Below are 25,994 nucleotides of genomic sequence, written 5' to 3'. Positions count from 1 at the left end.
AAAGGACGGGTATAAACGTGCCTGTTCCTGCTGCCCATCATCCTTCTTGAGTTTCCTTATCCACTAGCAGAATGTTGTATAAGGCAAGGGAATGGTTTCCGCAATACAATACTTCGCCTGACTCAATACGCTACCGTTGAAGATCTAAATGTACTTTTGCCAGAACGCAGCTTTTACTTCTGCCGGTTTGCCCTTGGATTATGTTGATGTGGTATGCCTCCTTTGAATTGGTGGCATATTGAAACACTTTCTTTGGTGGGAAAAAGATGGGGATGGTGAGACGCTTACACCCCAGTTACCTCCGGGTGGCTGGGATACGTGGCAGAATTATAAGCTGGGGGGGGGGGGCTGACCTTATTTCTTTCAGGAAGTCTATGCTGCTTATCGGATCTGAACAGTCTAGTAGGAGGCGTTGATAGCGGTAACTTCTCAGCGCCTCGAGTATTAATCAAGAGCTTTCCCTGACCTCAACAGTAGCAGAAAATTCAGACTGGATCTGCGCTACAAGATACGAATGATCGATGGCGGTCAGAGCGCCGATAGGTATAGAGAGTAATTATTGCAAAGTTACATCGGATTGATCGAGAAAGGGGCTGTCGATCTCTTTTACACCACTGGTTGCATTAAGTCAGCAAGTCGGCTGGAGGTGCGCCGCATGTAAAGGCTCAAGAGCCTGGCTATTTTCTGGATTACCTTTACAGCCAGTATTGGTGAGCGATCAGTGAGCATATCAAACCCTTTGTCGGTGAGCGTCACCATTAAAGTGGGTTGTCTGGCGATAACAGTTGCCGAGCGCGGTGACTTATCTATGAGGCCCATTTCACCAATGGAGTTTCCTTTGGCCAGCCTGGCAATGACAACACTCTGGCCGGTTTCGGATTTCTTTACTACCTCAAGAAGTCCTTGTACGACAAAACCCATAAAGCTGCCTTTATCACCTTCTAAGAAAAGATATTCACCTCTTTTAAGATGGACATAACTCATATGTTGAGCCAGGATAGTTAATTCATCGACATCCAGACTGTCAAATATTGGGAGGCTGAGTAGGAAATTTCGAGTGTCCTCTTCAGATTCTGAAAGTATAAGCGCAGACATGTATAAGTATTTTCAAGTTGACGTTTAATGGTCACTTTAGGGGTGTTACGACGGGAAAATGCTCGTTGATCATAACTGACAAGTTGAGGTAAATATGATATGTATTTTCCTCTGTGACTGATTTTGACACCCTGAACTAATTCAACAATATCACATTAAAAGGGCAAATAACAATAGAGATTTTGCTATATTGAGAAAACAGGGCTGCTCTGGATGCGATCTCAGTTCCAATGTTTTTTGCTGTTGCCTGATATAGGAACAAGGGGTTTATCCTCCTTGAGGTAAGCAAATAGTTCAGAATAAATTTTGAGACGGTGGAAGGGTACGTATTTATGAAAGCAATATTCCAGACTCTTATTATTGTAATCGGTTTTTTTCTACCGGCTTCCTCATGTCTATTTGCATCAGAAATATTGCAAGGTGAAGTTATAAAAGTAATAGATGGCGACTCAATTGTGGTTCGGACGGCAGGTGGTAGAAAGGAAATACGTTTGTGGGGGATTGATTGTCCTGAATATGATCAGCCGCATGCCGGAACAGCTAAAAAAAGAACTACGAATTTGCTGGCAAATGACATCACGATTGAGGTAAAGGGACGGGATAGCTATAACAGGATTTTGGCGATTGCCTATAGTGATTCTGTCTGCGTCAATAGGGAACTGGTTCGGCAGGGCGCTGCATGGGTATACGATTATTATTGCAGAGAATCAGTCTGTAGGGAATGGAATCGCCTGGAACGGCAAGCCAGAGCGAAAAGAAAAGGGCTCTGGCGCGACAAGGAGCCGACCCCTCCCTGGGAGTGGCGAAGAACAAGAGGGTAGCCTGATTGCAGATCTGGTTGTGTGCGACTGCTTACGTCGGATATTTTTACTTTGATGACTTGAGTGGTTGTAATGAAATGCGTGTTTGTGGTAGTGAACGTCTCTTTTCTTGAAAGATGTTGTTTGAAATGGCACAGTAAACAAGGTCAAAATAGAAAAACAGGGGCGATCATGGTGATGCGTTTTCAAGCAAAACTCCACCTTGTCTGAAAGAACGAAAACAGACTAAAGAGAATCTAATCCCTGCTGATCTTCAGCGTGAAAAGGTGAGGGGAGCGGACTGAGGCGTGGCAGATTGGCAAGTGCTCCCTCCCGGAATCAATATTCTGTGTCGAGCTGTTCGGAATACTTCTTAAGCTTTATGCTGTTAACTCCAGCTCCTCACGGATTACCTGGTGAAGCTGAGTTTCAGGTGTAACTAGAAATGAGAAAAGGGCCTTTACCCTTAAAAAGAAATATAATCATAAGTGAGGGACTATGACCAGGTTGACAGGGGTATTCTGTTGTATCTTCGTTGGTGTCGCCTGTGCCATGGCCGTTTGTGTCGATAGTGTCAGTGCAAACAATCAAGAGGATGCGGTTGTTAAAAATACTAACTTGCTGAGGCTGGAAAAGACAAATAGCTGTCCTGATTGCAACCTCAGCGGCCTGAATTTGAACAAACTGGATCTCAGGGGGGCTGATTTGCAAGGTGCAGATTTACGTAATGCCAAAATGCATTTGGTGAATCTTGCTGGTGCAGATTTACGAGATACTTTGCTTGAGGGGGCAGTCATGGTTGGCGCAGACCTGGCGAAAGCAGACCTCCGAGGAGCTATGTTAGGCGCGAGGTCATTGGATGGGGCTTATGTCGTAGGTGCCTTGCTTGATGAGCAGAGGCCTGATGCCAATAAAGAGGCTATTGCGGAGAACGCAGCAGAGGGGTCTGTGAATCAGGTTACGGGGGCCGGAGAACTTGTCACGGTGAGAAGCGAGGAGGAAGTTCCAATGGTGAAAACCACGGTTAAAGCCCCTACTCCAAAGAAACTGTCGCCGATTAGGACCGCAACCTTACGAGATCCACAGCAGACGATTGAAGAGCCGGATGCCCAGCCTATGTGACCGGTAATTTTTGAGATTTGTTGCGCTGTAGAATAGAAAGGCCCACACTTCAGAAAGTATGGGCCTTTCTATTTCAATTGTGGTGTTTGTGATCAGGCAGGTTTCTGGATGTTGAGGATCGAAACCTCATAGGTCAGGTTGTGGCCTGCAAGTGGGTGATTGTAGTCAACAACCACAGAACCTTCATTGACTTCCATCACAGTAGCTGGAACCTGATGTTCCTCTCCATCCCGATCAACTTTTAACGAGATTACCATGCCTGGTTTCGGGTTGATGCGCTGGATGAATTCTTTGTTGTTGATCGTTTGTAACAGGTTTTTCATCCGTGGTCCAAAACCTTCTTCCGAGGTAACCCGTACAGTGCGAGACTGGCCAACTTCGAGTCCTACCAGGGCATTTTCAACCGTTGGAGGCAGTTCGCTGTTACCTATGGTAACTTGTATGGGTTTATCTTCACTGACTTTCATAAACTCAGTACCGTTTTCGAGTTTTCCGATAAATGCCAGGGTGACGATATCATTTGTATCAATTTTCATTTCTCTGCTAACTCCTTAATGCAACTTAAACAGTTGACATGTAGTGTGTTTTGTTTTCTAAAGGTCGATTTGTTAACTTTAGTAACGAACCGCTTATATTATCAGCTTGAGGGTATGTTATGCAATATTTATAGTTGGGTTACAAAAAACATCTTCTATTGCTTGACAAAGAGATTGTAGCCACGTAATGTGACAGATTTCCTGATCCTGACAGGTTATATTGCATCGCCTGTTCTAAAAGCGGAGTTTCCGCCCATCGCCTTATACTCAAAAAGAGGCTCTAAACAGGTTCTTGTAGAGAACTGTTTGTCCGCTGCCCCTGTCTGTAAAGTCAGATTGATTTTCAAAAGGATGAGAACGTTATGTTGAACTTTGAAAAATCTGCAGATGGTCTGTTGCCAGCCATTGTGCAGGATCATGAGACCCGGGAGGTTTTGATGCTCGCATACATCAACGAGCTTTCCTGGCAGAAAACACTGGAGACCGGCAAGGCTCATTACTGGAGCCGCTCCAGAAATAAACTTTGGCTCAAAGGCGAATCATCCGGCCATGTGCAGGTTATCCATGATATTCTGGTTGACTGCGATGAAGATACCGTGATTTTTCTCGTTGAACAGCTTGGGGGGGCGGCTTGCCATACTGGTCACCGATCATGCTTTCACAGAAAAGTCGACGGAGATACTTTGGTAGTAGAAGGGGAAAAAGTTTTTGACCCTGAAGCGGTATACGGCAAGAAATAAACAGAAGACAACCTAACTTCTGTAGAAATTGGAGATCGTACAAGATGACACAGTTAAAGCTGGGACTTCCTAAAGGCAGTCTCGAGAATGCGACCATTGAACTTTTTGAGAAAGCTGGCTGGTTGATCAAGCCGGCAGCCAGAAACTATTTTCCGAAAATTGATGACGACGAGGTAGCGTGTTCTATCTGCCGCCCGCAGGAAATGTCGCGCTATGTTGAAAGCGGTATGCTTGACGCAGGTATCACCGGTAAGGATTGGACCATGGAGAATGAGTCCGAGTATGTATTGGTTGGTGACCTCGTATACTCCAAGGTGAGCAGAAAACCGACCCGCTGGGTAATCGCGGTTGCCGGTGATTCCGACATTAAAAGCCTCGAGGACCTGGAAGGCAAGAAAGTTTCCACTGAGTTGGTCAATGTTACCCGCCGCTTTTTTGAAGAGAAGGGAATCAACGTAGAGATCGAGTTCAGTTGGGGTGCTACTGAAGCAAAAGTCGTTTCCGGCCTTGTTGACGCAGTTGTCGAAGTGACCGAGACCGAGAGCACCATTCGTGCCCACGGCCTGCGCATCATCTATGAGCTGATGGAGTCAAACACTCAGTTCATTGCCAACAAGGAAGCCTGGAATGATACCTGGAAGCGCGAGAAAATCGAAAACATTTTCACTCTCCTTAAGGGAGCGCTTAACGCTGATCGTATTGTGGGTGTGAAGATGAATGTGGCCCAAGAGAAGCTTGAGGAGATCGTCAAAATCCTGCCGAGTCTTAATGCGCCGACCATTGCAAATCTCTATAATACTGATTGGTTTTCTGTGGAGACCGTGGTGAGCGAGGATGTTGTTCGCGACTTGATTCCAGCGCTCATTAAAAAGGGCGCAGAGGGTATTATTGAATATCCGCTCAACAAAGTAATCTAAGCAGGAAAAATAATGACTGGTGTAACCCGGTTCAGTAGAATCTGGTTACTCTGGTTGCCGATACGTCGACCAGCTTGATTTATCCTGTAAATTTGCTCAAAATATGAACCTGGCCGTATAATAGAACATCCTGATAACGGTACAGGTTCTTATTTTTTATAAGGGGAAAAAATGACTTTTCATGACATTAAATTTTTACTGAGTGTCCATAGTGACAAACAGCTGCCCCCTGAAGAATTGCCGGAGATAGCATTTGCAGGGCGTTCTAATGTTGGCAAGTCCAGCCTGATGAATACGCTTATTGGCCGTAAATCGATGGTCAAGGTGAGTGGGCGACCCGGAAAAACGCAGGGTTTGAACTACTTTCTGGTCGATAACCAGTACCATCTGGTCGATCTCCCTGGTTATGGTTTTGCCAGAGTCTCAAAAGACATGCAGAATGCCTGGCAAGGATTGATTACCCGCTATCTGGAAACTCGCAAGACATTACATTGCGTGGTTGTCATCCTGGATATCCGTCATGCTCCGAAGCAGCAGGATACCCAGTTACTCACCTGGCTCAGCCAGAAAAACATTCCGTTTTTGCCTGTATACACCAAAATTGATAAGGTATCTGGCAATGACCGGGTCAAGAACGCCAAAATGCTTGATGCGGGTCACGGCATTACTCCTTCCCAACGAGTTCTTTTTTCTTCAAAAACGGGCCAGGGCAGGCAAGAACTGATTGAAGCTCTTCAGCGATTTCTCTAGATGGGTGGTGGGGGCTGCGACAGGTTCAGCCCCCGGTTCTGTCTCGGCTTATCTTTTCATCATCACCGCTTCTCTTCCCATAGACTGCGATTGCAAGCGTGTTTCAGGTTGTATCGTTGGCAATCCGTGTTCTGTCTCGTTCGTTTCCTGTTTTTTTTGCGCCCAATGCACTCCTTTTCCAGGAAAAATAGTTCAGAAAATAGTAACTGAACTGGTATGATCAATTCCAGAAAGAATTAAGGAGGTTGCCGTGGGAACTATTCTTTTAGTTCCATTATTGGAATGGCAGCCGCTGAATAGGTCAACTCGCTTAGTAAACAGGTGATGCCAATGCAGGAACCTTCAAAATCACATATAGCACGTACCGCTATCCGTACCTTTAAAACCATTGCAGATTCACTGATTCTTCAAGGCTCATATACCCCATCAGGCAAAGCTGGAGAAAAGCTGGCCGAAGCCTTGAAAATGTTGAGCCCGGAAATTTATGGCTCGATGACGGATCCACGAATTGTTGAACTGAAGGGGCTTGAATATGTAATTGATCGTATGCCCTGTGGGATTGAGCAATGTACGAAGCTCATCTTAACTGCCCAGGAAGATTTTCACGATACAGCTTTTACCAGGATAGTGCCCTTAAAGAGAAGGCGAGTATCCTATGCAGTTTCTGACACTGAGATGTGCTTTGTCATAACCAGGGGGTTGAGTGAAATATATGACATCCTGACTCACATTACATTCCTAAATATCGAAGCGCATAAGATATACCACCAGGCATGCAACCGACTCGAAGGCACTACTTCGGAATGGAAAGAGCTTGAGAAGATTGTGCTCGAAAACCGAAAAATGACAGGTGGTGAACTTGACCAGGCAATCTGGAATCTCTCTATTATTTTAGGCCGAACTTATAAAGAAACACGGGATACCTATGAGTATCTGAATCGCAATAAAGATAGATATCAAAGCAATAACGGCCTCTTTAAAATTATATACACCATCGGAAAGAGGGTAATTGACGAAGAGAATCATCAGAATAGCGAACTTTCAGTATATTTTACCCCGTCTTTGCGAGAGGTTATCGGTCAGCATAAATATGCCACTATCTGGGCACAATCATTGAAGGAGCGTCTGTTTGAACTTGGTTTTAAGGACAGGCCCTTGCACGTGATCAGCGCCAATATGCATTCAATACGAAACGTGGTTTATGGTCCTGGTGCGCTGAAGGAAGAAGGCAAGGAATTGCCCTCTGATTTGTATCAGACGGTAAAGTTGCTGAGAGACCGGGAGGAAGAGGTCGAGAGTTATGCTGAAAATCATGGTTTCTATGTCCATGAAGATCATTCTGGTTCTAACATCGACGTACACATAATAGACACCTCGCTCATTGATGAATCTGCAATGCATCCATGCCTGAAGGTGAATGTGCACCTGATTAAGGAACAAAAGCCTGTGGTGGTGGTGATGGACTACGCTTTTGGTACCCAGGCTTTCGAGGTTATGGATGAGTTGCTTTGTCCGTGCCACCTTGATGACCAGATGATCACTTTTAATGTTGAGTCTATCTCCATTATGGGGAAAGCCGGAATTCTGCCGGGAAAAAAGGGCGACATAATGTTGGCGACCGCTCATGTTATGGAAGGTACCCCGCACAATTACATAGTGAACAACGATCTGGAGATAGGTGATTTTGAAAATGGGGTAAGTGTATTTTCAGGGCCAATGGTGACTGTCCTCGGTACCTCCCTGCAGAACCGTGATGTCCTAGAAAGGTTTCATGCCTCAAGCTGGAAAGCCATAGGGCTTGAGATGGAGGGCGGGCATTATCAAAGGGCAATAAGTGCTGCGATAATTCAAGGGCATATTACCGGTGACATGAAAACCAGGTATGCCTACTATGCGTCAGATAACCCACTTGTTAGTGGGCAGACTCTTGCTTCAGGCCCTATGGGGGATGAAGGAGTAGTACCGACCTATATGATTTCAAAAGTTATTCTGCAGAAAATATTGAACTATTCAGATGAGTAGTCGGAGTTTTTGATGATGAAAAGACATCTTGCCAGCGTCAGCCCCTGGATACTGGCTGCTGCCTGTACCTTGCTGACCTTTATTATCGGTGCTTTCGCGGTGACTAATTATAATCGCGAAAAAGAGCTCATGACCGAAGCCCTGGTGCAGAAGGGCTTGTCGGTTATACGTTTTCTCGATACCGGTGTGCGCGTTTCAATGCGTGCAGGCTGGCAGGGCAGGAGGGATATGTCCACCCAATCAGCAGTTGATTGGGTGGATCATGTCCAGGAGGTAATCAACCAACTTCAGGAGCAGAGTGACATTCATTTTGTCGAGCTGCTCGACTCCAGTGGTGTAGTATTGGCCGCAACGGATTCCAAGCGTGTTGGTCGCAAATATGACACGGATCTAGAGGAATTTGTGCAGAAAAGTATAGGCGGCGACTATGTTTTTCGTATGCACCGTGAAGGTTCCAAACAGGGATTCCAAATTGCCAGGGTATTCACTCCGAGATTACGGGGAGCTTTTCCAGGGAACCCACAAAACATGCGTATGCCGGCCCATATGCATAGAGGAGGGAATGACGCTGACAGAACTCCGGCGTTGCCCGGTGCGGTGAATAAGGGATTTGCCATAGTCGTTGAGCTCGATCTGGAAACTTTTGATAACGCTGTTGCCCGCCAGCTTTGGCAGATCGTCATTCTTTCGGTTGTGCTGTTGCTTGTCGGTGTTGGTGGTTGGCTTTCACTGCTTACCCTGCAAGGATTCAGGGGGACTCAAAACAGACTGCAAAGAGTTCGGGCTTTTAATGATATGCTCGTAGGATCATTGCCGATAGGCCTGATTGCCACAAATTCGGACGGTGATGTGCAGATTGTTAATGAGGCTGCAGAGCGTATCTCCGGCATCAAAGCAGAGAGCTTGTTGAATAGAAAAATTGAGCAGGTTCTGCCAGAGGAACTTTACCAGAATTTTCTTGAACACTCTGGCGAAGATTCACACCTTGGGGCGAGATCAGCTGAGCGGGAAATCCAATTTGCAGATGGGCAAAAGAGAGCTCTCCTTCTGACCGCGCTTACAGTTGCTGATTCCCAGGGTGAATTTTCCGGTGATGTGCTGCTCCTGCAGGATATCAGTGAGTTGCGGAAGCTGGAAGGTGAGTTGCGCAGAACTGAGCGGCTCGCAGCCCTTGGCAAGATGGCGGCAGGCGTTGCCCACGAACTCCGAAACCCGTTGAGTTCTATCAAAGGTCTTGCGCTGTTATTGAAGGGGAAAGTACCTGAAGATGAGAGGGGCAAGGAGACCGCAGACATTCTGGTGCAGGAAGTCGAACGGTTGAATCGCAGCATTGGTGAACTACTCGACTACGCACGACCTGGTCAATTACAGTTCACTGCAGTCAGGTTATCAGATGTTCTTAACAAGGCTATTAGCCTGGTCGCTGTTGATGCGGAAGCAATGTCCATAAAGCTTACCACCGACTTGCCCGAATCTGGTGATTTGATCAAGCTGGATGAAGACAAAATCAATCAGGTATTTTTAAATCTGCTTCTGAACGCGATCCAGGCTATGCCCGATGGTGGTGAGTTGACGATTACCATGGCGACTGAGGCTGCCGGGGTTGGTTGTGAAATAGAAGATAGTGGTATCGGGGTAGCTGAAGAAAACCTGTCAAAAGTCTTTGATCCCTATTTTACAACAAAAAGTGATGGGACCGGACTCGGACTCGCGCTTTCTGCAAAAATTGTTGAGGAGCACGGTGGCACTATCACCATGAGCAGTGGTGAAGGGGAGGGTACATGCGTCAAACTGTTCTTTCCTTTTAAAAACGACTGATCGAATAGAGAATGTAAATAACAGGTATTAAGGTAAAAACAGATGTTCTCAAGGATGATGAGTGTTCTCAATGGGGACTTTGCTGGAAGTCTGTGCCAGAAATAATCCAGAGAGAAGAGCAAAAAAGTGTCCCTGGTGTGAGTCATATAGGAACGAGTTCATCAGGCATCCAATTGCCATGGCAAGAACTACACCCTGAAGAAGGTATTTCTGTCGTGCAGGAAGATTGCGGGCGCCATAGAGCAGGGAAGATAGCAGCATAATATAGAGAGCGACACCAACTGTACCGATTTGGCTGCCAAGGAGAAGATATTCGTTATGGGGGTTTTCTGTTGGGGTGGTACGCTTGCCTTTAATGAGTTTCGCCTGTTCTACGGCGAAAGATCCTACACCATGACCGAATAGCGGTGATGTTTTAATCATTTCCAAACTGTTAAACCACCAGTCAAAGCGTTGACCTATCGAGGTTCGTGATTTTTGTGGTGTGTAATTCTGAATTTCTGCCACAGCGATCTGTGTTCTGGATGAGAAATTGTCCGAATAAAGAAATGCCGTGGAAAAAAAGACCAAAGTCGCAAGTGTTGCCAGAACCAGATGATGGGAAGAAATGCGTTGGACGAAAGTCAGAAAGGTCAGCGCGATAAAGGTTACCATGCCGGTTCTTCCCGGTGCTACCTGAATTATATTGAACGCCGTTAAAGCGAATACGATAAGCCATACTATACGGTAGCGTTTTGAGTCGAAGGCATTGTGCAGGGCAAAGAACCCCAGGATTGCCATGAAAAAGCTGTGGGTAATGTGAAAGAGCAGGGAATATCCGAATTTATGTGTGGGGATGAGCGACAAATACATTCCATACGAAATGAAGAGAAGTATGATGCAGCCTGCGATGAATGCGTTTTTCGCTAATATTGCGTATCGGCTTTGCTGGTTCAGCAGAGCGAATACCACAGGGAGGTAGAGCAACTCCCTGTATTTCATCAAGGCGTCCAGACTGGTTGATAGCGATGCTGAAGAGTAGAGTGTACTAACGGCCAGTAAAAAGAACAACGCGGTGGCGGTTAGTATTACCGGGTTGCGGATGAGATCTCTTGGCAGAGTTGTTATGCAACCGGAAAGAAGCCAGAAGATCAGGGCCAGGCCGGCAAACAGCCCCATGGCCGAAGTTGAGAGCGGTATTGCGAAACAGGCCGCAACGACTGAGTATTGTCCGGCGATACTAGTAACATTCCTGAATTGCTTCATTCTTGTCATAGCGGTCGGCTGACTGCAGCATGCCTTCTGCGATAAAACTGGATCATCCAGCAAATATCACAGAAGGAAACGTGTTTATTGTGACAAAGGTTGTTTGCCAGCCCCTGTTGAGATTACAATCTCGTGGGAGATTGGGGCTAGGTGTATTGCATATTGTATAGGGTTTCGTATTCGCCGTTCAGCTCCAGAAGTTGGTTATGTGATCCCTGCTCAACTATTTTACCACCCTTTACAACTATGATTCTATCACAGTTTATTATAGTAGATAAACGATGTGCAATGACAAATGTGGTCTTATCCTTCATCAGGTTTTCTAGAGCCTTTTGAACCTCTCGCTCAGATTCGGTGTCAAGGGCGGAGGTTGCTTCGTCGAGAATGAGTATAGGAGCATTCTTTAGAATTGCACGTGCGATAGAAAGACGCTGACGTTCTCCACCGGAGAGACGGGCACCGCCTTCTCCAATGAGAGTATCAAGACCATTTGGTAGTTTATTTATAAAGTCAAGGGCATGGGCGGCAGACGCTGCCCGGCGAATATCTTCCTCGGAAGCATCAAGATCACCATAGGCAATATTGTTGCGGACAGTGTCATTAAAGAGAATGGTCTGCTGGGTAACCATGGCTATTTGCCGGCGCAGGGATGATAAGGTTACATCCTGTATATTTACGCCATCTATCTGGATCTGCCCTTCGTTTATATCTAAAAAGCGTGGGATCAGGTTGGTAAGAGTGGTCTTGCCGCCACCGCTTGAACCAACAATAGCCAGGGCCTCACCTTTGGGTACCGTGAGGTTCAACCCCTGGATAACCTGGGTACCATCTTCGTAGCTGAAGTTGACATCTTTAAAATCGATGGAATTGGTAAACGGTTTCAGCTCTTGAGCGCCCGGTTTGTCTTTAATGGCAGGTTCTATATCCAGCAACTCAAAAACCCTGGTTGAGGCAGCAAGTCCTCTTTGAATAGCAGGATTGATATTGCTGATACCTTTAATCGGCTCATAGGCGGCAATAAGTGCAGTGATAAAGGCAAAAAAGGTACCAGGTGTTGCGGTCCCCTGGATGACTTCCTTACCACCAAACCAGATAATGAGAGAGATGGCCAGACCGCCAATCAGTTCCATGATCGGATGCTGCATAGTACGATACTTTGCATCCTTAATGGTGATGTTGAAAAGGGTGTTAATCTGGTTGCCAAAGCGCTGATCTTCGTAATCTTCGCGGGTAAAGGCCTTTACAATTCGGTTGCCGGTAATGGATTCATAAAGTCTGTCTGAAACCTTTGCTGTCTCTTCCTGGGAACGTCGACTGAGTTTTCTGAAAATTTTACCAAACTTCACTATGGCCGTTGCGGCAATAGGCAGGATAATAAAGATGACCAGGGAGAGGCGCCAGTTCAGGAAGAAGACTAAGCCGATGAGAAATATTACAGAAAAGGTATCCCTGATACAGCTCACGAGGGCATTGGATACAGCCTGCTGCATGAGAGAGACATCAGATATGACTCGCGAAATCAGAGTACCGGTCGAGTAGTCGTTATAAAAAGAGACAGGCTGCTGGTGGATATGGTGAAAGACTCGAATTCGCATGTCGCGAATGACAGACTGACCAACTCTCTCCAGCAGGAATGTGTAAATATAATAGGTAATCGATTTCAGGAGAAAGATGCCGATTATACCGAAAGGCAACATTGCGAGAGCAGAGAGGTCCTTTTCGACAAAAATCTGGTCGATTACTGGTTTCAGGATATACGCTTGCCCGGCTGTGGAAGAGGCAAAGAAGATCATGGTGACCATTGCCACTGCCAGCTGAACTCGATAGGGACGTATTACTTGATACAGTTTCTTGAGAATTTCTTTATTAGACATGTGTTATGTGAATTATATTAAGAATTCTCGCTTTTTAATGACCGGCAATTGCTTCAGCTACGGCCAAACAGCGATTGGAAAATCGCTTAGTATTACACCACTTCAGCAGAATCCCAAAGCTGTATTTTGCAGAAAGGAGTATGATATGCGATATATCCCAGTGTCGCATCACGGTATTGTACCGTAAAATCAAGGTGGAGTGAAATGTTGCCTTGATATAGTTTTAGGGTTAAGAAAAAATGAGATCCCGAAAATTTCTACTGACCTTGTCATAACCCTTTTTCGTCCAGAGTTTGTGAAAAAGGCTGAACCATTGTTCAGGGTAATTGCGGATGTGCATTTCATACTTGCTGATGGCACGGGTGGTGAGATCCTGGATAGCGTCTTCACTTATCTCCGTATAATCGGGCAAATCAACAGAGTCGAAATCGATGTGAAGCTTACCATTCTTCATATAGTAGACGCTTGTCAGTACCGGGGCCTTGGTCCGCATATGCAGAACAGCAGTACCTTTAGCGCACTTGAGCGGAGTGTCGAAGAAGAGGACGTCTGTACCCTTGGCGCTGTAGCGCTGATCGAGACTGACAATCAGCAAATGATTTTTGGCCAGGGCTTCTTCGTAGGCTTTCATGCCTGAAGCACTATCTAGATGATGCAAAGCGTTGCCATATCTGGTACGCTGCCTAACAAAGTATTGGTCCGAAAGGGGGTTACTCTGCTTTTGATAAATCAGAGTAGTTGGCAAATTCGTTTTATTAAACCAGGCGAAATATGCTTCGAACCAACAACCGTGGTAGGTGGTCAGTATTGCACCTTTACCCTGTGCAAGGGCCTTCTCAACCTTATCAAGACCACTGATTTCAGCGTTGGCAATCTGCTCCATCATCTTTTTTCTGTGGAGAATGAATATCAGGCCAAAGGTCTGAGCGAACTGGATGTATGTCCTTCGTAATATCCCCATCCTGTCTTTCTTTGGTTGACCAGGGAGAATCGTTGAGAGGTTTTTGTAGGCTACGTCGAGACGAAAGGGGTAAATAATCCAGGCAAGTCGGCCAAGCAGACCAGAAAAACCAAGAATAACTGGCACGGGAAGAAGGTTGATGATGAAGATTATCGAGCGGAGTGTGCCATATTCGATACGATGTTTAAGTGAGATACTCATTCTTCCCTTTTTGGTTGATGCTGGGTTGGCTATCCGCCTACCATTTTGTTAGATCTAACAGCGCACTAGGTGCGTTTTCCGTGCTCGTTGCAGATGAATGGCTAGTATAGTGTGGTAATTTCAAAGGGCAAGAGCAAAGAGGGGGAGGGTAGTGAATACGCCCTCCTTAGAGTTTGGCGTATTGAACTTGAGTTGTAATATCGCATTGTAAGATTAAATCCATGATTGTGTTAGATGTTTATCATGGCAACCATGATTGAGAAATCACAAAGTAGCTGTATATCTGCTATCTTCATCTGATTATGACATTTTGTATTGAAAATACTTCCAAATATAGATTTTCTGTGCAAGAATTTTGTTAGGCAAATTTGGAGTCGCTGAATCTCAGGTATAAAATTTTAGCCGATTGAACTGGCATCAGCTATCGACCCCAACCCCAAGGTGATGAACGAATTACATAATGGTTTGTATCTAATTTATTCCTGTTGAGTGAGGTTAGTTGCAATCGAGTGCTTCTATGCCTACAGGATCAGTTCTCTTCACTGTAAAGAGTTATGAAATCAATTGCTCAGATAAGAATTATGAGTAATTACGTTTTTTGCCTAACTCAAAACGGTCTAGGTGACATTGGCGTCTTTTAGCAATTGGATAACGCAATTTCAAGAAAATATCATAGGGAAATGCAGGAAAGTACCGCCAATAACTGCTTCGAATTGGTGACAGTTAGGACAGCATGGGCTGGGGTAATAAGGAGATATACGTTTGAAGTATTGACTACTTAAAGGAATAGCTCTTATGTCTGATAACGCAATCCCTTTTAATTGGCCTTACATGACAGGGAAGGAGCTATTTTATATAGCCGAATGTCATTTTAATGGAAAGCTTGCGGGAGATGGGCCCTTCACAGAAAAATGTCATTCCTGGTTGGAAAGATTAACAGGAACTAGAAAGGCATTACTAACTCACTCATGTACAGCAGCTCTAGAGATGGCTGCGTTGTTATTGGAATTAGATGAGGGAGACGAAGTGATAATGCCTTCATATACTTTTGTATCAACAGCGAATGCCTTCGTACTACGCCGGGCAGTACCTGTGTTTGTCGATATACGTGAAGATACGCTAAATATCGATGAACGGCTAATCGAAGATGCTATCACACCAAGGACAAAGGCGATAGTGCCGGTACATTATGCGGGCGTCGCTTGTGAGATGGACACCATTCTAGAGATAGCAGACCGGTATAATTTGAAAGTTATCGAAGATGCGGCTCAAGGCGTGATGGCCAAGTATAAAGGCAGAGCACTGGGAACCTTTGGGGATCTCGGGGCGTTCAGTTTTCACGAAACGAAAAATGTCATCTCGGGTGAGGGGGGGGCACTGTTGGTAAATGATCAAAGCATGATTGCCCGTGCTGAGATAATCCGAGAGAAAGGAACAAATAGAAGTCAGTTTTTCAGAGGTGATGTTGATAAGTACACTTGGCAGGATTGTGGCTCGTCTTTTTTGCCTGGTGAACTTATTGCCGCGTTTTTATGGGCGCAGTTGGAAGAAGCTGAATCTATAACTAAGAATAGATTGGCTAGCTGGAATCTGTATCATGAAGGGCTAAAAAGTATGGAAAAAGATGGGTTGCTACGAAGACCTATTGTTCCTCGAGAATGCGAGCATAATGCACATATGTATTACATTCTTCTTGCTCCAATTATTAACAGGCAGAAATTGATATCTGAATTAAGGAAAGAAGGGATAGGGGTGGTATTTCATTATGTACCCCTGCACTCTAGTCCAGCTGGAAGAAAGTTAGGAAGATGTGGAGGAAAACTTGTCCTAACAGATTATTACTCAAGTAAGGTTCTCCGGTTGCCTCTTTGGGTGGGAATTAAAGAGTGGCAACAGGAAAAAATCATATTGTCGCTACATAAAAATATTAGAAAGTTGATACGTAGATTACCGAAGGTCCCTGCAAGTATAATCAATGGAGTAAATTAAGAATTCATTGGGCAAAATAAGTATATATTTCTAATATTAATTAAATCCATTTATAAAGTCATGAAATATAGTGTTGTGATACCGGTATATAATAGTGAAAAAATCGTTGGTAAAACAATAGATGAAACAATTCTATTTTTTGACTCTAATCTTTTGGATTTCGAAATTATTCTAGTCAATGATGGGAGTACCGATGGTAGTTGGAATGTGCTAAAGCAAAAAGCATTAATGGATGAAAGGGTTAAGGTATTTGATTTACTAAAAAATTACGGTCAACATACAGCGAATTTTTGTGGATTTAAAGAGTCGAATGGGGATTACTTGATTACAATGGATGATGATTTACAAAATCCACCAAGTGAAATATCTAAATTAATAAATAAAATTCATGACGATAATTGCCATGATGTGGTCTTTGGAAAATTCAATAAAAAAATGCATGCTTTACATCGAAAAATTGGTACAAGGTTCGTTAATTACCTGAATCAAAAATTATTTAATAAGCCAAGTAATGTTACCATAACAAACTTTAGAGTTATCAGGAGAGATGTCGTTGAAAGGATATGTGAATACCATACTGCATATCCATATATTCCTGGATTGACAATAATGTTCTCAGCTAACCCTGGAAACACAGAAGTGGAACACCACCCTAGGGGTAATGGTAAAAGCGGTTATAATGCAGTTAAAATAATAAAACTGCTTATGAGGATTTTGTTTAATTATTCCTCTTATCCACTTCGTTTTGTAACTGGACTTGGATTTGCATTTTCATTTATATGCTTTCTCCTTGCAGGTTTTTACTTATTAAAAGCAATGTTTTTAGGTACGTCTGTTGCAGGGTGGGCAACCGTAGTGGTGTTGTTATCATTTTTTAATGGTATTACTCTTTTAGTTATTGGAATGTTAGGAGAGTATTTGATAAGATTGATTAATCAAACTAGCAGAGGAGCTAGTTATCATGTCAAAGAGTCCATAAATGCATAGGCATTTTGTTATAATTGGGGCGCAACGATCTGGCACAACGTATTTATATAAGATCCTTGATTCTCACCCTGAAGTGTTTATGGCCAAACCGGTTAAGCCTGAACCGAAATATTTTATAGATCAAGCAAATATTATTAATGGGTATAGCGCTTATTATAAGCGATATTTTATGAGTTCTAATAAATATCAGTTGCTTGGTGAAAAAAGTACATCGTATATTGAAAAGGTTGCGGCCGCTAGGGCCATTAAAGCTGTTATCCCTAATTGCTTGATAATCGTGTCACTAAGAGATCCTATTGAGAGGGCAATATCTAATTACCAATTTACCGTAAATAATGGCCTTGAATCTTTAAGTTTTGAAAATGCAATAAAATGTGAGGAGGCACGTTCGAAGCATTGGAGAAAATTAAATATATCAGTAAATCCCTATGCGTACACAGAAAGAGGACATTATGTTAAATATTTACCCATTTGGGAACAAGTATTTGGTAAGGATAATATGATATTTATAGTTTTTGAAAAAATGGTTGGTGACAAGGAAGAAATATCCAATTTGTACAAAAGGATTGGGGTGGATGGTTCATATTCTTCACCCCATATAAATGAGATAGTAAATCCCGCTAGGAGCAAAGGGTATAATGTAATGTTAAATCAAAATCTTAAATCTAGATTAGATGAGATTTTCATGGTGAGTAATAAAGGATTGGAATGCAAGTATGGAATAGATACTTCGATGTGGCGGTAGCGTGGAATGGGGAAAAATATTCTTGCTTTAATTTTGGTGATTATTGCAGTGATATTAAGTGTTATTAGCGCAATATTGCTAAAGGAAGCGACTAGTTTCAGGTATTCTGTAATTCCGGGAAAAATAACTATTGTATTTTCAGTATTAATAATAAATATTGCTCGCCTATTTTTGTGGTCGGCTATACATAAACGTTATCAACTTTCCTATTCCTACCCTTTATCAAGTGTATTTTTTCCAGTAATACTAGTGGTTTCTGTTTATTATGGGGATCAGATAGGGTTTAATGAAATTATGGGTACTGGTTTGATAACGCTAGGTGTAGTTTTGCTTATAGGAGTTGGAAAAAAGATGGAAGTTCTGTATGATTAGGTGAAAATATATGCACATATCAAGTGTCTCATCATATTTATTCTTGACTCTAGCTATAATTTCTACATCGATGGCTCAATTGTTATTCAGGATGTACCACGTTAAGTCTTCCAGTATCTTTTTAATAGGCGCTCTTATACTGTTTTTGCTAGTACCTTTTTTTAGTTACTTTTCATTGATCAATCTTCCCTTGTCGTTTGTGTATATGAGCACGGCTTTGACTCATGTACTGGTTCTGTTGTTATCAAATTATTTCCTTAAAGAAGTTATATCAATGAAACAACGCATAGCAATATCTATTATTATTGTTGGTATAATAATGTTTAATGTCTAGAATTTGTCATGAAAAGAATGCATTAGGTGCTTATGATGGAATCATTCAAAGATTGTATTTATAAAGATCAATCTCGTATGCGGTTTGTTAACCAAATGTTTACATATATTTTGTTTTGGTTTCAGTTTGTCTTGGACTTTATGCCACCATTTATTCGGAATGTGATTTATAAGCATATGGTCAAAAAATGCGGTGAAAAGGTCGTTTTTGACTACAATATATTTATTAAATTCCCATGGTTAGTTGAGATAGGCAGTAATGTGTCAATAAATCGAGGTGGTCAATTTTTTCCTGCTTATAAGAGTGGAAATATGATTAAAATCGGTAATGATGTTTATCTAGGACCGAATGTATGTTTTTTTGCCTCAGGGCATGATGTTGCCAATTTTAAGATACCAACTGGTGGTGACATAATTGTAGGAAAAAATGTTTGGTTAGGAGGTAATACTACCGTGCTTCCAGGAGTAATAATAGGTGACAACTGTGTTGTAGGAGCTGGTAGTGTCGTATCAAAAAGTATACCTTCAAATAGTATTGCTGTCGGCGTCCCCGCGCGAGTAATTAAACATAATTATAGTATGTTTACGGGGTAATAAATCTGTTTTTATATATTTTTATTATATGTGATTTTGATAATTATATACATATAATCGCTAAGAAAAATTAATGAAAAATTACAATTATAAAATATTACTCGCATGCTTAATACTAGTGATTTTACATTTGCACTTGCTGTTATATGTGTCTTTTGTAGATCACCCCTATCCGATTGGTGATTCTTGGCGTTATATTAGATTGCATTTGGAACCCTTGTATGCGGGGGATTATGAAATTGGGATGTTATGGGGGCCTTTGCATCCAAATCCCTTACGAGTAGTTTTGCTATTTGTCAATGCTAAATTTTTAGATTTGAATTTTAAATACGAGTTGATTTGCGGCATTATATTCAGAATTATTATTTCTATTGTCTTGATGTATAATTTCATAAAGTCGCAAAAAAAAGTCAGTTTGTGCTGGACAATTGTGGTCCTACTTCTGTCTCTCAGCTTCGCAACTTCATCACAGTTTACGTGGTCAATATTGGCCACTGCGAATATTCATTACTTTCTTGCTATTATATATTTCCTGATTTTTAGTAAGGTGATTAATCGCTATTATGGGCAAAATGACGTGGGCTATTTGCTGTCTGTTTTCGCTGCCTATGCAACAATATTCATTGTCCTTAATAAGGATATTGCTATATTGGCTATATGTTCCACCTTGTTTTTGACAGTGATATTTTACCTATCTCATAGGGAAAGGTTTATGCTAGCATTGTGGCTGATACAAGGTCTAGTTTTAATGGTGGCTATTTCGTTATTGAAGAATATTTCATATTATCAATCACGAAATAGAATATCAATAATACAAGCGATTGAAGGTTTTTCCCAAAATATTGAGAATTTCATTACAACCACCCTTATCAGTGTTACTTCTTCATTTATTCCGATCATGAAATATAATGCAAATACATTGAAATTATCCTCTATAGTTGGTATTTGCCTTCTTGTTGTTTACTTGTATTATGTTGTATTGTATGTAATAAGAAAAATGTGGAGATATGATGTTTTTCCATTGTGTTTGATAGTTTTTTCTTCACTATTTTACTTGGCTTGTTGTTGGAATAGATATCTGCCGGAATCAGGTGCTAGATGGAATAGTGTTCCTCATCGATACTTTATAGCTTATCAGTTAGCGGGTATAGGGTTAGTTTGGATTGTAGCTGCATTGAGTTCTGATAGGAAAGCAGTCGTGTTAAATATGACAAAAGTGATTGTACTGTTAGTGTGTATTTCAATAGAAGGGAATTTTGTTGTTGATCGCTGGAAAGGTTTGAAATACGTGAATAGGTCTAGAGAAATATATACGGATAAACTGTATCGGCAAGCTGCTGGTCAAATACCCTTTGAGAAATATCATAGAGTCTATGGATACAATAACGCTTATGATGACCTAGTTTTTTTGAAGAATAATAACCTCTCCCTTTTTAATAAGGATGAAGGTCATCTGGTAAGATAATATTTTCTGGCTAGATTAGAGTATTTCGACGGGCGAAATTTGCCAGGCATGAATATCATACCCAGCAGGAATAGAGTCCCTAATATATTCTCTCACTGCTGTCTCATAGTTAATTCCACAATGCAAGTTGTGGTGAAACTCTTGCTTTACCTTGCTTGTCAGGCTGATTTTAACAAATCAGCGAATGGGCTGGATTTAAGTAATAAGTGCAACACTGTTACCTGAGAAGGTTTCCAGGGGAGTTCGCCCTCCAAGTACCTTTCTCGGTGTTAGGTTTAACAGTAAAATCCTATCCTCTATTTCCTGCTCAGACGGAGTTGAGATATCAAATCCCTTGGGCCAGAAGCGCCTAATCCTGCTATTTGAGTTTTTATTAGGTCCACGCTACCAACTCGCTTTTTTTTGGAAAAATAGTTCCCGCCCCCGCCGCTACGGAAGCGGTTGAATGAATGCACATTCCGAACAGTGGTCAAGGGTTATTGTGCGGACCTCCTGCACTCTGCTCAACAACGCTGCCATTGCTGAGGCCGCCTAATTTTTAGTTTTCTTAGAAACTCGTAGAACAAATGTGAACCTGTTGATTCGATCAAGGAGTGTCACCAGGTAAACCCTTCTTGCCGAGGCCAGTGTCGTCTTCCCAGTCACCTATACGACTGCGTTTGTCCAAAATTGTATGTCTTTTTGAAATATCTTGTTGTTGAGGTATCAACGAAGCTCCCGCCATGTGTCTTCTCTTACCGCCTTTCCAACGTTTTTTAACATGCCTTGGCAGTCGACTGAATAACCTCCCTCCACGCGCTTTATTGTTATAAATACTTGTGTAGATAGTGCCATGGCATAGGACCGATTCAGGCGACAATTCAACTTTCGTCCTCTGACTGATTGCTTCAGGAGACAAGCCAAGCGATAAAGATTCAGAAATAATACGATCAGTTTCAGGAGATCGTTTGTTGTGTTTATGGCTTTCTGATCGTCTTTTATTGGTTGATATTTGCGCAGCATCAGCGTTATAGCCATCAGCAGTAGAGTTCTTGCTAAGTTCTCTGATTACTGTGCTGCAACTGATTCCAACCTCATCGGCTATAGCTCTGAGACTCATACCTGCTTTACGAAGTCTTGAAATCTGGTATCTTTGTTCAAGAGTTGGTTGTCGGTGGTGTTTATGTTGTTTCATGCAATCCTGGCGTTGGTTAAGTGTAGGAGCTGACACCATACCTTCAACTCACTCACTTTTCCATATTCAGTGTGTTGCACTTATTGTACTAATCCAGCTGTCTTTCAGATAAATAATCAATGAGTAATCTAATTTTTATCAACAGATGAGTTTGCAGAAAGTTGCAGCATCCGGCATCGATCTTTGAAGTCTGATAATTTCTTTTCAAAATTGGTAATTTGACTAATTTGACAATCGAGTTTCCGGTTGGCGATATCATGTATTTTCAAATCATAACCATTACTTTCAATAACTTTTTCAAATAACTGCGGCCCAAGGCTTGTTTTTATCGTTGCTATACGCTTTGTTATGACGTTATCTCTGCTGTTTGAAACATTCTGCCTTATGTAGGATAAATCTATATGTGGGAAAAAATGATCAAGATAATGTTCAAACACAACCATGGTTTCATCATAGCGTTCAACAACACCAATCAAAGGTATCTTTTCTATTTCATCGAGAGCGACCTCGAAATGATACTGTGTTAAATCTGCTGAGTCTTCTTCAATAAAATACCTTGTTTGGTAATTTCGTATCGTTGCGCCTGTATTTTTTAATAACCTCCATCCTACATAGTCTTTGAAAGACAACTCTTTTGCTTTCTTAGCACCTGGAGTGTTTGAAAATTGCTGTCTCTCAAATGAGTAGACGGAGCCAATCCTGTCTATGGGATGGCGAAATATAATCGCAGGTATCAAATGAAGACTTTCTTCGGTTGGTAACGGAAATGTAACATGATGACTGGTAAGCGCAGATATACCCTTATTCTCTTTGAGGAATGGTCCGAGATACTTGCGTCCACGTTTCATCTGTTCATCATCATGATGTTCGTAAAACTTCGCGCCAAAAAATCTGTGAAGACTCCAATCAAATGTTGTTCCTGCATTTTTAAAAAGATGACAATGTAATAAAATATACCTTGGTTTGTTGTCACTTTTATTTTGGTCGAAAATATTAATTAGTGAATTTTTTATCACAGGTATAGAGAAATTTTCCTCTATAACCTTCCTGCTATTATTTGATATCTTTTGCCATGTGTTCGCGTCTGTATAAAGTTCGATTACGTTTTGTGCGAAATCTTCTGCTTGGTCTGCTATCAAGGCATTGACTCCATGTGACAGTCCCATGCCTTCAGCGCCAACAGATGTTGTTACTACAGGTAACCCATAGCTAATACTTTGCCCCAATTTTCCCTTGACTCCTGCTCCATACCTCAAAGGGCACACGAAGACCCGAGCATCTTCAAAATATGTACTCACATCCTCTACATAACCAGTTACATCAATGGTCTGATTTTGGAGATTTTGTAATTCCTGAGATGGATTGCTGCCAACGATTGTTAAGTGAATGCCTGGAAGTTTTCTCTTGATTAATGGTAAAACAGCATTCACGAACCACAGTATTCCATCTTCGTTTGGTGGATGATTAAAACCACCTATGAACATCAATCCGGTGCGGTCTATGAAGTTATTGTTGCAATCTTGAAGTTGATGAACGTTGCTGACAATGTGCACTTTATCGATAAATTCTTCCTGGCTAAGTATCTCTTTTTCAGTTGGGCTAACAACAAGAGTTGCATCAGTTTCATTTGCCAAATAGAATTCCAGGTTTTTCCATTGTTCTACTATAAGCTTTGCCTTCCTCTCTTCCCTAAGATAATGAAGGTCAACAGTATCGAAGATGGTGATGGCATTCGAGTTGGTTTTAACTAGATGGATGTAATTCTTAGCGATATATGGTCTTGAAAGGAGGACGACGTCCAGGTATTTGCCATATTCGATAATGAATTGCTCGAAGGTGGTATCACCAAAAAACACTTCTACTCCCAACCTCTGAAGTTCAAGGGTATATCTCTTGTCATACTCCCGATTGTCAGGCCAGAAAAGCACCTTAAAGCCCAGTTCTTGAAAGATTTGAATCAGGCTGAACATTCTGAGAGAACCTGAGTCTTTATCGAAGGTCGGTGCATAATGGTCAATAATTAAAATTCTCTTCTCTGCTCCACGCTCTCTTGCCAGGTACAGCATACTGGGATCGGAATAATGATCTCTTGTTAAGGTGTGCTTCCACTTGTGCTGGAACTTCGCTTTGTTGATCTCCTGGTACTTTTTGTAACCTTGACTTGTATTAGTACCTGCGGAGGCCCCTCCGTGATGAATTACCTGCGCCTCTGGCTGGTAAATTACTTTATAGCCATATTTCCTGGCACTAAAACAAAGATCGGTGTCTTCATAGTATGCAGGACGATAACGAATATCCAATCCGCCAAGTTTTTGCCAAAGATTTTGTGGAATAGCAAGGCAGGCACCTGAACAGTAATCGACTTCTTTACGATAGGAGTATTGAGGTAGGTAAGGATCGTCTCCATGGCCATAATTCCAGCCATTACCGTCACTCCATACAATATTTCCAGCTTCTTGTAAGCTACCGTCCGGATACAGTAAGCGTCCGCCAACGATTCCAGTTTTCGGGTCACTAAAGGGGGCCAGCAGTGCCTGTAGCCAACCAATAGTCACTTCTGTATCATTATTTAAGAAAATTAGGTATTCACCATTAGCCGCCTCAGCGCCCTGATTGCATCCGGTAACAAATACCTCGTTGGTTGAGTTGGTTATTACCGTAATCCCGGTACATTTAGCCAATCTTTTCGGTGTCTCATCTGTTGAGCCGTTATCAACAATGATAATCTCGTAATTCCCTTCGGTACGGTGGTAAATTGAGAGAAGACATTTCCAGGTGTATGACCAGTTATTGTAGACTGGAATAATAATGCTGGCTTGTACGTTATCATTCTCCTTAAAATGTAATGAATTTTCGGAATCAGGGTTTATATTTAACGATTCAAGTAGAGTATCTTGAAATGATAACTTTGAACCGATTATTTTATTGCCACTTTTTTGCAGCAAAGATTTTGGCCCCTCTTGTATCAGAACTTTTGCGCTGCGCACTGATACCCGACCAGCGCGTCTTCGCAGAGAATCAGGGGGTAAAAGTTTATGGGCTACTGCCCTTGTTTTATCTGCTAATTGCCAACCCAGGGTTTCCTGCATCTGCTCAACAGTTGTTTGTGAGTGACTGAGATGTGCTTTGAGCAGTTCGTTTTCAGTTTTCAATTTATTGATTAGTTTCTGAGATTCTGTAGCAGCGAATTCATTTTGACACTTCAACGTGAATAGAGCACCTTTCATCTTGCCTTCATATTGTTCATGAAGAACTTCAAGTTCCTGGTCTGCTTTATCCTGAACGAGCTTCAGTTCTTCCTTGTGTCGCTGTTTGAGATGTGAAATTTCTTCACCACAAGTAGTTATTATGGATCGCATTTTTGCTAAATCGCACATCTCTTCACTGAGAAAAATATCGAATAGATTTTGGTATTCGTTTCGAATTTCGTCGAACTTTTCATGGATGGTTATTGGTGCCAAGATGTTTTCAGATAGAGATTGTAAGATCTTATAGCAAGTTGCAGCAAGTTTGAAGGTGGAATCATCAGAATTAGTGATGACATGGTGACGCATGCTTTTATCTATAAAATTGGTTTCGGCCTGAACAAGTGGAGTGGTATCGATATCTGATTCTAGTCTGAGTTGTTTAATGGTACCGAGAACAGAAGTGTTAGGTTGTTCTATAAGTTTTTCGAAAGATACAAATCCTCTATGATGATCTCTCGTCTGGAATTCGGCTTCAAGTACATGTCTGAACCATAAATGCATTGCAACCTCAGGCGCCATATCGTTCCGTTCTTTCAAAGAAGCAGCAACTTCTGCCGGGTTGCGTGCGATTAATACAAAAAACGGTTCGATATTATTTTCTTTTAGAACCTGAATCCAGATTGGTGCCAAACGGCATAGCCGGGGATCTTTCAGTGCAAATATGGCGTTGTCATTGAATTCGTTATTAATAAATGATGAAATTCTACGATGAAAAGGTCTGATGATAGGTGATTCCCACCATTTTTCGGAAAGGGGGAAAATATCGCTCCAATGAGAATTCAAGAGGGTAAAAATGTCATTGTTTATATCGTGGACTATGCGATTCTCAAAAAAACCTTTGGGATTGTCAGGTTTCGAAGGCATCAGATTTTTTCCGAGATTAACCCCAAGGTTATTAAGTGTACCGGTAAAAGCAGAAGTTCCACTACGATGCATACCAAGGATTAAGAGACATTTTTTCATGAGAATAGCCTGTTTTCCGGTTGAGATATTTTGGGATAATAAT

The 25,994-nt window shown here is 42.1% G+C and carries 20 protein-coding genes; 13 read left to right on the top strand and 7 right to left on the bottom strand.

Features of this window, described 5'->3' with window-relative positions; all coding sequences use genetic code 11:
* Positions 1-606: 606 nt before the first annotated feature.
* A complete protein-coding gene (locus ACN5NT_RS07185; protein WP_419174980.1) occupies positions 607-1,095 on the bottom strand; it encodes a cyclic nucleotide-binding domain-containing protein in 489 nt (162 codons plus the stop codon).
* 332 nt (positions 1,096-1,427) lie between these two features.
* Between ACN5NT_RS07185 and ACN5NT_RS07180 the strand changes: the two genes are divergently transcribed.
* Positions 1,428-1,916 carry a thermonuclease family protein gene (locus ACN5NT_RS07180; RefSeq protein WP_136799851.1) on the top strand — a complete coding sequence of 163 codons (489 nt, stop codon included), beginning with the start codon at positions 1,428-1,430 and terminating at the stop codon, positions 1,914-1,916.
* 477 nt (positions 1,917-2,393) lie between these two features.
* Entirely contained in the window at positions 2,394-3,017 is a 624-nt protein-coding gene (locus ACN5NT_RS07175; protein WP_419174979.1) for a pentapeptide repeat-containing protein, read from the top strand.
* A 92-nt stretch (positions 3,018-3,109) separates the two neighbouring features.
* Here ACN5NT_RS07175 and ACN5NT_RS07170 read toward each other — a convergent pair whose 3' ends face one another.
* Positions 3,110-3,553 carry an FKBP-type peptidyl-prolyl cis-trans isomerase gene (locus tag ACN5NT_RS07170; protein WP_136799853.1) on the bottom strand — a complete coding sequence of 148 codons (444 nt, stop codon included), beginning with the start codon at positions 3,551-3,553 and terminating at the stop codon, positions 3,110-3,112.
* A gap of 335 nt (positions 3,554-3,888) precedes the next feature.
* On the opposite strand from ACN5NT_RS07170, the gene hisI reads away from it, so the two are divergent.
* The 5 genes from hisI to ACN5NT_RS07145 all read left to right on the top strand — a co-directional run bounded on the left by hisI (position 3,889) and on the right by ACN5NT_RS07145 (position 9,800).
* The gene (gene hisI / locus ACN5NT_RS07165) at positions 3,889-4,293 is read left to right on the top strand and encodes a phosphoribosyl-AMP cyclohydrolase (RefSeq protein WP_267314025.1); all 405 of its coding nucleotides are present in this window, start codon (positions 3,889-3,891) and stop codon (positions 4,291-4,293) included.
* 44 nt (positions 4,294-4,337) lie between these two features.
* The gene (hisG, locus tag ACN5NT_RS07160) at positions 4,338-5,210 is read left to right on the top strand and encodes an ATP phosphoribosyltransferase (protein WP_419174978.1); all 873 of its coding nucleotides are present in this window, start codon (positions 4,338-4,340) and stop codon (positions 5,208-5,210) included.
* A gap of 171 nt (positions 5,211-5,381) precedes the next feature.
* Positions 5,382-5,960: a ribosome biogenesis GTP-binding protein YihA/YsxC gene (yihA, locus tag ACN5NT_RS07155; RefSeq protein WP_136799856.1), complete on the top strand. Its 579-nt coding sequence runs from the start codon at positions 5,382-5,384 to the stop codon at positions 5,958-5,960.
* A gap of 330 nt (positions 5,961-6,290) precedes the next feature.
* A complete protein-coding gene (locus tag ACN5NT_RS07150; RefSeq protein WP_136799857.1) occupies positions 6,291-7,982 on the top strand; it encodes a DUF6909 family protein in 1,692 nt (563 codons plus the stop codon).
* Positions 7,983-7,994: 12 nt separating this feature from the next.
* A complete protein-coding gene (locus ACN5NT_RS07145; RefSeq protein ID WP_419174977.1) occupies positions 7,995-9,800 on the top strand; it encodes a two-component system sensor histidine kinase NtrB in 1,806 nt (601 codons plus the stop codon).
* Between the two features lie 48 nt (positions 9,801-9,848).
* Here the strand turns inward: ACN5NT_RS07145 and ACN5NT_RS07140 are convergent, their stop codons facing one another.
* The 3 genes from ACN5NT_RS07140 to ACN5NT_RS07130 form a co-directional block, all read right to left on the bottom strand.
* Complete coding sequence (locus ACN5NT_RS07140) at positions 9,849-11,054, bottom strand: O-antigen ligase family protein (protein ID WP_136799859.1); 1,206 nt, start codon at positions 11,052-11,054, stop codon at positions 9,849-9,851.
* Positions 11,055-11,191: 137 nt separating this feature from the next.
* A complete protein-coding gene (msbA, locus tag ACN5NT_RS07135; protein WP_419174976.1) occupies positions 11,192-12,919 on the bottom strand; it encodes a lipid A export permease/ATP-binding protein MsbA in 1,728 nt (575 codons plus the stop codon).
* Positions 12,920-13,148: 229 nt separating this feature from the next.
* Complete coding sequence (locus ACN5NT_RS07130) at positions 13,149-14,081, bottom strand: lysophospholipid acyltransferase family protein (RefSeq protein WP_419174975.1); 933 nt, start codon at positions 14,079-14,081, stop codon at positions 13,149-13,151.
* 795 nt (positions 14,082-14,876) lie between these two features.
* Here ACN5NT_RS07130 and rffA point away from each other — a divergent pair.
* From rffA to ACN5NT_RS07100, 6 genes are all read left to right on the top strand, one after another.
* The gene (rffA, locus tag ACN5NT_RS07125) at positions 14,877-16,070 is read left to right on the top strand and encodes a dTDP-4-amino-4,6-dideoxygalactose transaminase (protein WP_136799862.1); all 1,194 of its coding nucleotides are present in this window, start codon (positions 14,877-14,879) and stop codon (positions 16,068-16,070) included.
* Positions 16,071-16,130: 60 nt separating this feature from the next.
* Complete coding sequence (locus ACN5NT_RS07120; protein WP_136799863.1) at positions 16,131-17,057, top strand: glycosyltransferase; 927 nt, start codon at positions 16,131-16,133, stop codon at positions 17,055-17,057.
* Positions 17,050-17,802 (top strand): sulfotransferase family protein, encoded by a 753-nt coding sequence (locus ACN5NT_RS07115; protein ID WP_419174974.1) that lies wholly within the window; start codon positions 17,050-17,052, stop codon positions 17,800-17,802. Before ACN5NT_RS07120 ends, ACN5NT_RS07115 begins: the two co-directional genes overlap by 8 nt.
* A gap of 6 nt (positions 17,803-17,808) precedes the next feature.
* Entirely contained in the window at positions 17,809-18,174 is a 366-nt protein-coding gene (locus ACN5NT_RS07110) for a hypothetical protein (protein ID WP_136799865.1), read from the top strand.
* Positions 18,175-18,543: 369 nt separating this feature from the next.
* Positions 18,544-19,101, top strand: a complete 558-nt coding sequence (locus ACN5NT_RS07105) for a DapH/DapD/GlmU-related protein (protein ID WP_419174973.1) — start codon at positions 18,544-18,546, stop codon at positions 19,099-19,101.
* 73 nt (positions 19,102-19,174) lie between these two features.
* A complete protein-coding gene (locus tag ACN5NT_RS07100) occupies positions 19,175-20,566 on the top strand; it encodes a hypothetical protein (RefSeq protein WP_136799867.1) in 1,392 nt (463 codons plus the stop codon).
* A gap of 586 nt (positions 20,567-21,152) precedes the next feature.
* Here ACN5NT_RS07100 and ACN5NT_RS07095 read toward each other — a convergent pair.
* Together ACN5NT_RS07095 and ACN5NT_RS07090 are read right to left on the bottom strand one after the other, a co-directional pair.
* Positions 21,153-21,740 (bottom strand): IS30 family transposase, encoded by a 588-nt coding sequence (locus tag ACN5NT_RS07095; protein WP_167495813.1) that lies wholly within the window; start codon positions 21,738-21,740, stop codon positions 21,153-21,155.
* A 128-nt stretch (positions 21,741-21,868) separates the two neighbouring features.
* Positions 21,869-25,951 (bottom strand): glycosyltransferase, encoded by a 4,083-nt coding sequence (locus ACN5NT_RS07090; protein ID WP_419174972.1) that lies wholly within the window; start codon positions 25,949-25,951, stop codon positions 21,869-21,871.
* Positions 25,952-25,994: the final 43 nt, after the last annotated feature.

It is taken from the genome of Desulfosediminicola sp., assembly GCF_048381775.1.
Taxonomy (GTDB): domain Bacteria; phylum Desulfobacterota; class Desulfobulbia; order Desulfobulbales; family Desulfocapsaceae; genus Desulfopila; species Desulfopila ganghwensis.
The sequence above is the reverse complement of the archived record's forward strand: the minus strand, read 5'-3'. Positions and strand labels throughout refer to the sequence as shown.

Coding starts and splice junctions, on each gene's coding strand:
- ACN5NT_RS07185 (WP_419174980.1), bottom strand. CDS start 1,095: ATGTCTGCGCTTATACTTTCAGAATCTGAAGAGGACACTCGAAATTTC.
- ACN5NT_RS07180 (WP_136799851.1), top strand. CDS start 1,428: ATGAAAGCAATATTCCAGACTCTTATTATTGTAATCGGTTTTTTTCTA.
- ACN5NT_RS07175 (WP_419174979.1), top strand. CDS start 2,394: ATGACCAGGTTGACAGGGGTATTCTGTTGTATCTTCGTTGGTGTCGCC.
- ACN5NT_RS07170 (WP_136799853.1), bottom strand. CDS start 3,553: ATGAAAATTGATACAAATGATATCGTCACCCTGGCATTTATCGGAAAA.
- hisG (WP_419174978.1), top strand. CDS start 4,338: ATGACACAGTTAAAGCTGGGACTTCCTAAAGGCAGTCTCGAGAATGCG.
- yihA (WP_136799856.1), top strand. CDS start 5,382: ATGACTTTTCATGACATTAAATTTTTACTGAGTGTCCATAGTGACAAA.
- ACN5NT_RS07150 (WP_136799857.1), top strand. CDS start 6,291: ATGCAGGAACCTTCAAAATCACATATAGCACGTACCGCTATCCGTACC.
- ACN5NT_RS07145 (WP_419174977.1), top strand. CDS start 7,995: ATGATGAAAAGACATCTTGCCAGCGTCAGCCCCTGGATACTGGCTGCT.
- ACN5NT_RS07140 (WP_136799859.1), bottom strand. CDS start 11,054: ATGACAAGAATGAAGCAATTCAGGAATGTTACTAGTATCGCCGGACAA.
- msbA (WP_419174976.1), bottom strand. CDS start 12,919: ATGTCTAATAAAGAAATTCTCAAGAAACTGTATCAAGTAATACGTCCC.
- ACN5NT_RS07130 (WP_419174975.1), bottom strand. CDS start 14,081: ATGAGTATCTCACTTAAACATCGTATCGAATATGGCACACTCCGCTCG.
- rffA (WP_136799862.1), top strand. CDS start 14,877: ATGTCTGATAACGCAATCCCTTTTAATTGGCCTTACATGACAGGGAAG.
- ACN5NT_RS07120 (WP_136799863.1), top strand. CDS start 16,131: ATGAAATATAGTGTTGTGATACCGGTATATAATAGTGAAAAAATCGTT.
- ACN5NT_RS07115 (WP_419174974.1), top strand. CDS start 17,050: ATGCATAGGCATTTTGTTATAATTGGGGCGCAACGATCTGGCACAACG.
- ACN5NT_RS07110 (WP_136799865.1), top strand. CDS start 17,809: ATGGGGAAAAATATTCTTGCTTTAATTTTGGTGATTATTGCAGTGATA.
- ACN5NT_RS07105 (WP_419174973.1), top strand. CDS start 18,544: ATGGAATCATTCAAAGATTGTATTTATAAAGATCAATCTCGTATGCGG.
- ACN5NT_RS07100 (WP_136799867.1), top strand. CDS start 19,175: ATGAAAAATTACAATTATAAAATATTACTCGCATGCTTAATACTAGTG.
- ACN5NT_RS07095 (WP_167495813.1), bottom strand. CDS start 21,740: ATGAAACAACATAAACACCACCGACAACCAACTCTTGAACAAAGATAC.
- ACN5NT_RS07090 (WP_419174972.1), bottom strand. CDS start 25,951: ATGAAAAAATGTCTCTTAATCCTTGGTATGCATCGTAGTGGAACTTCT.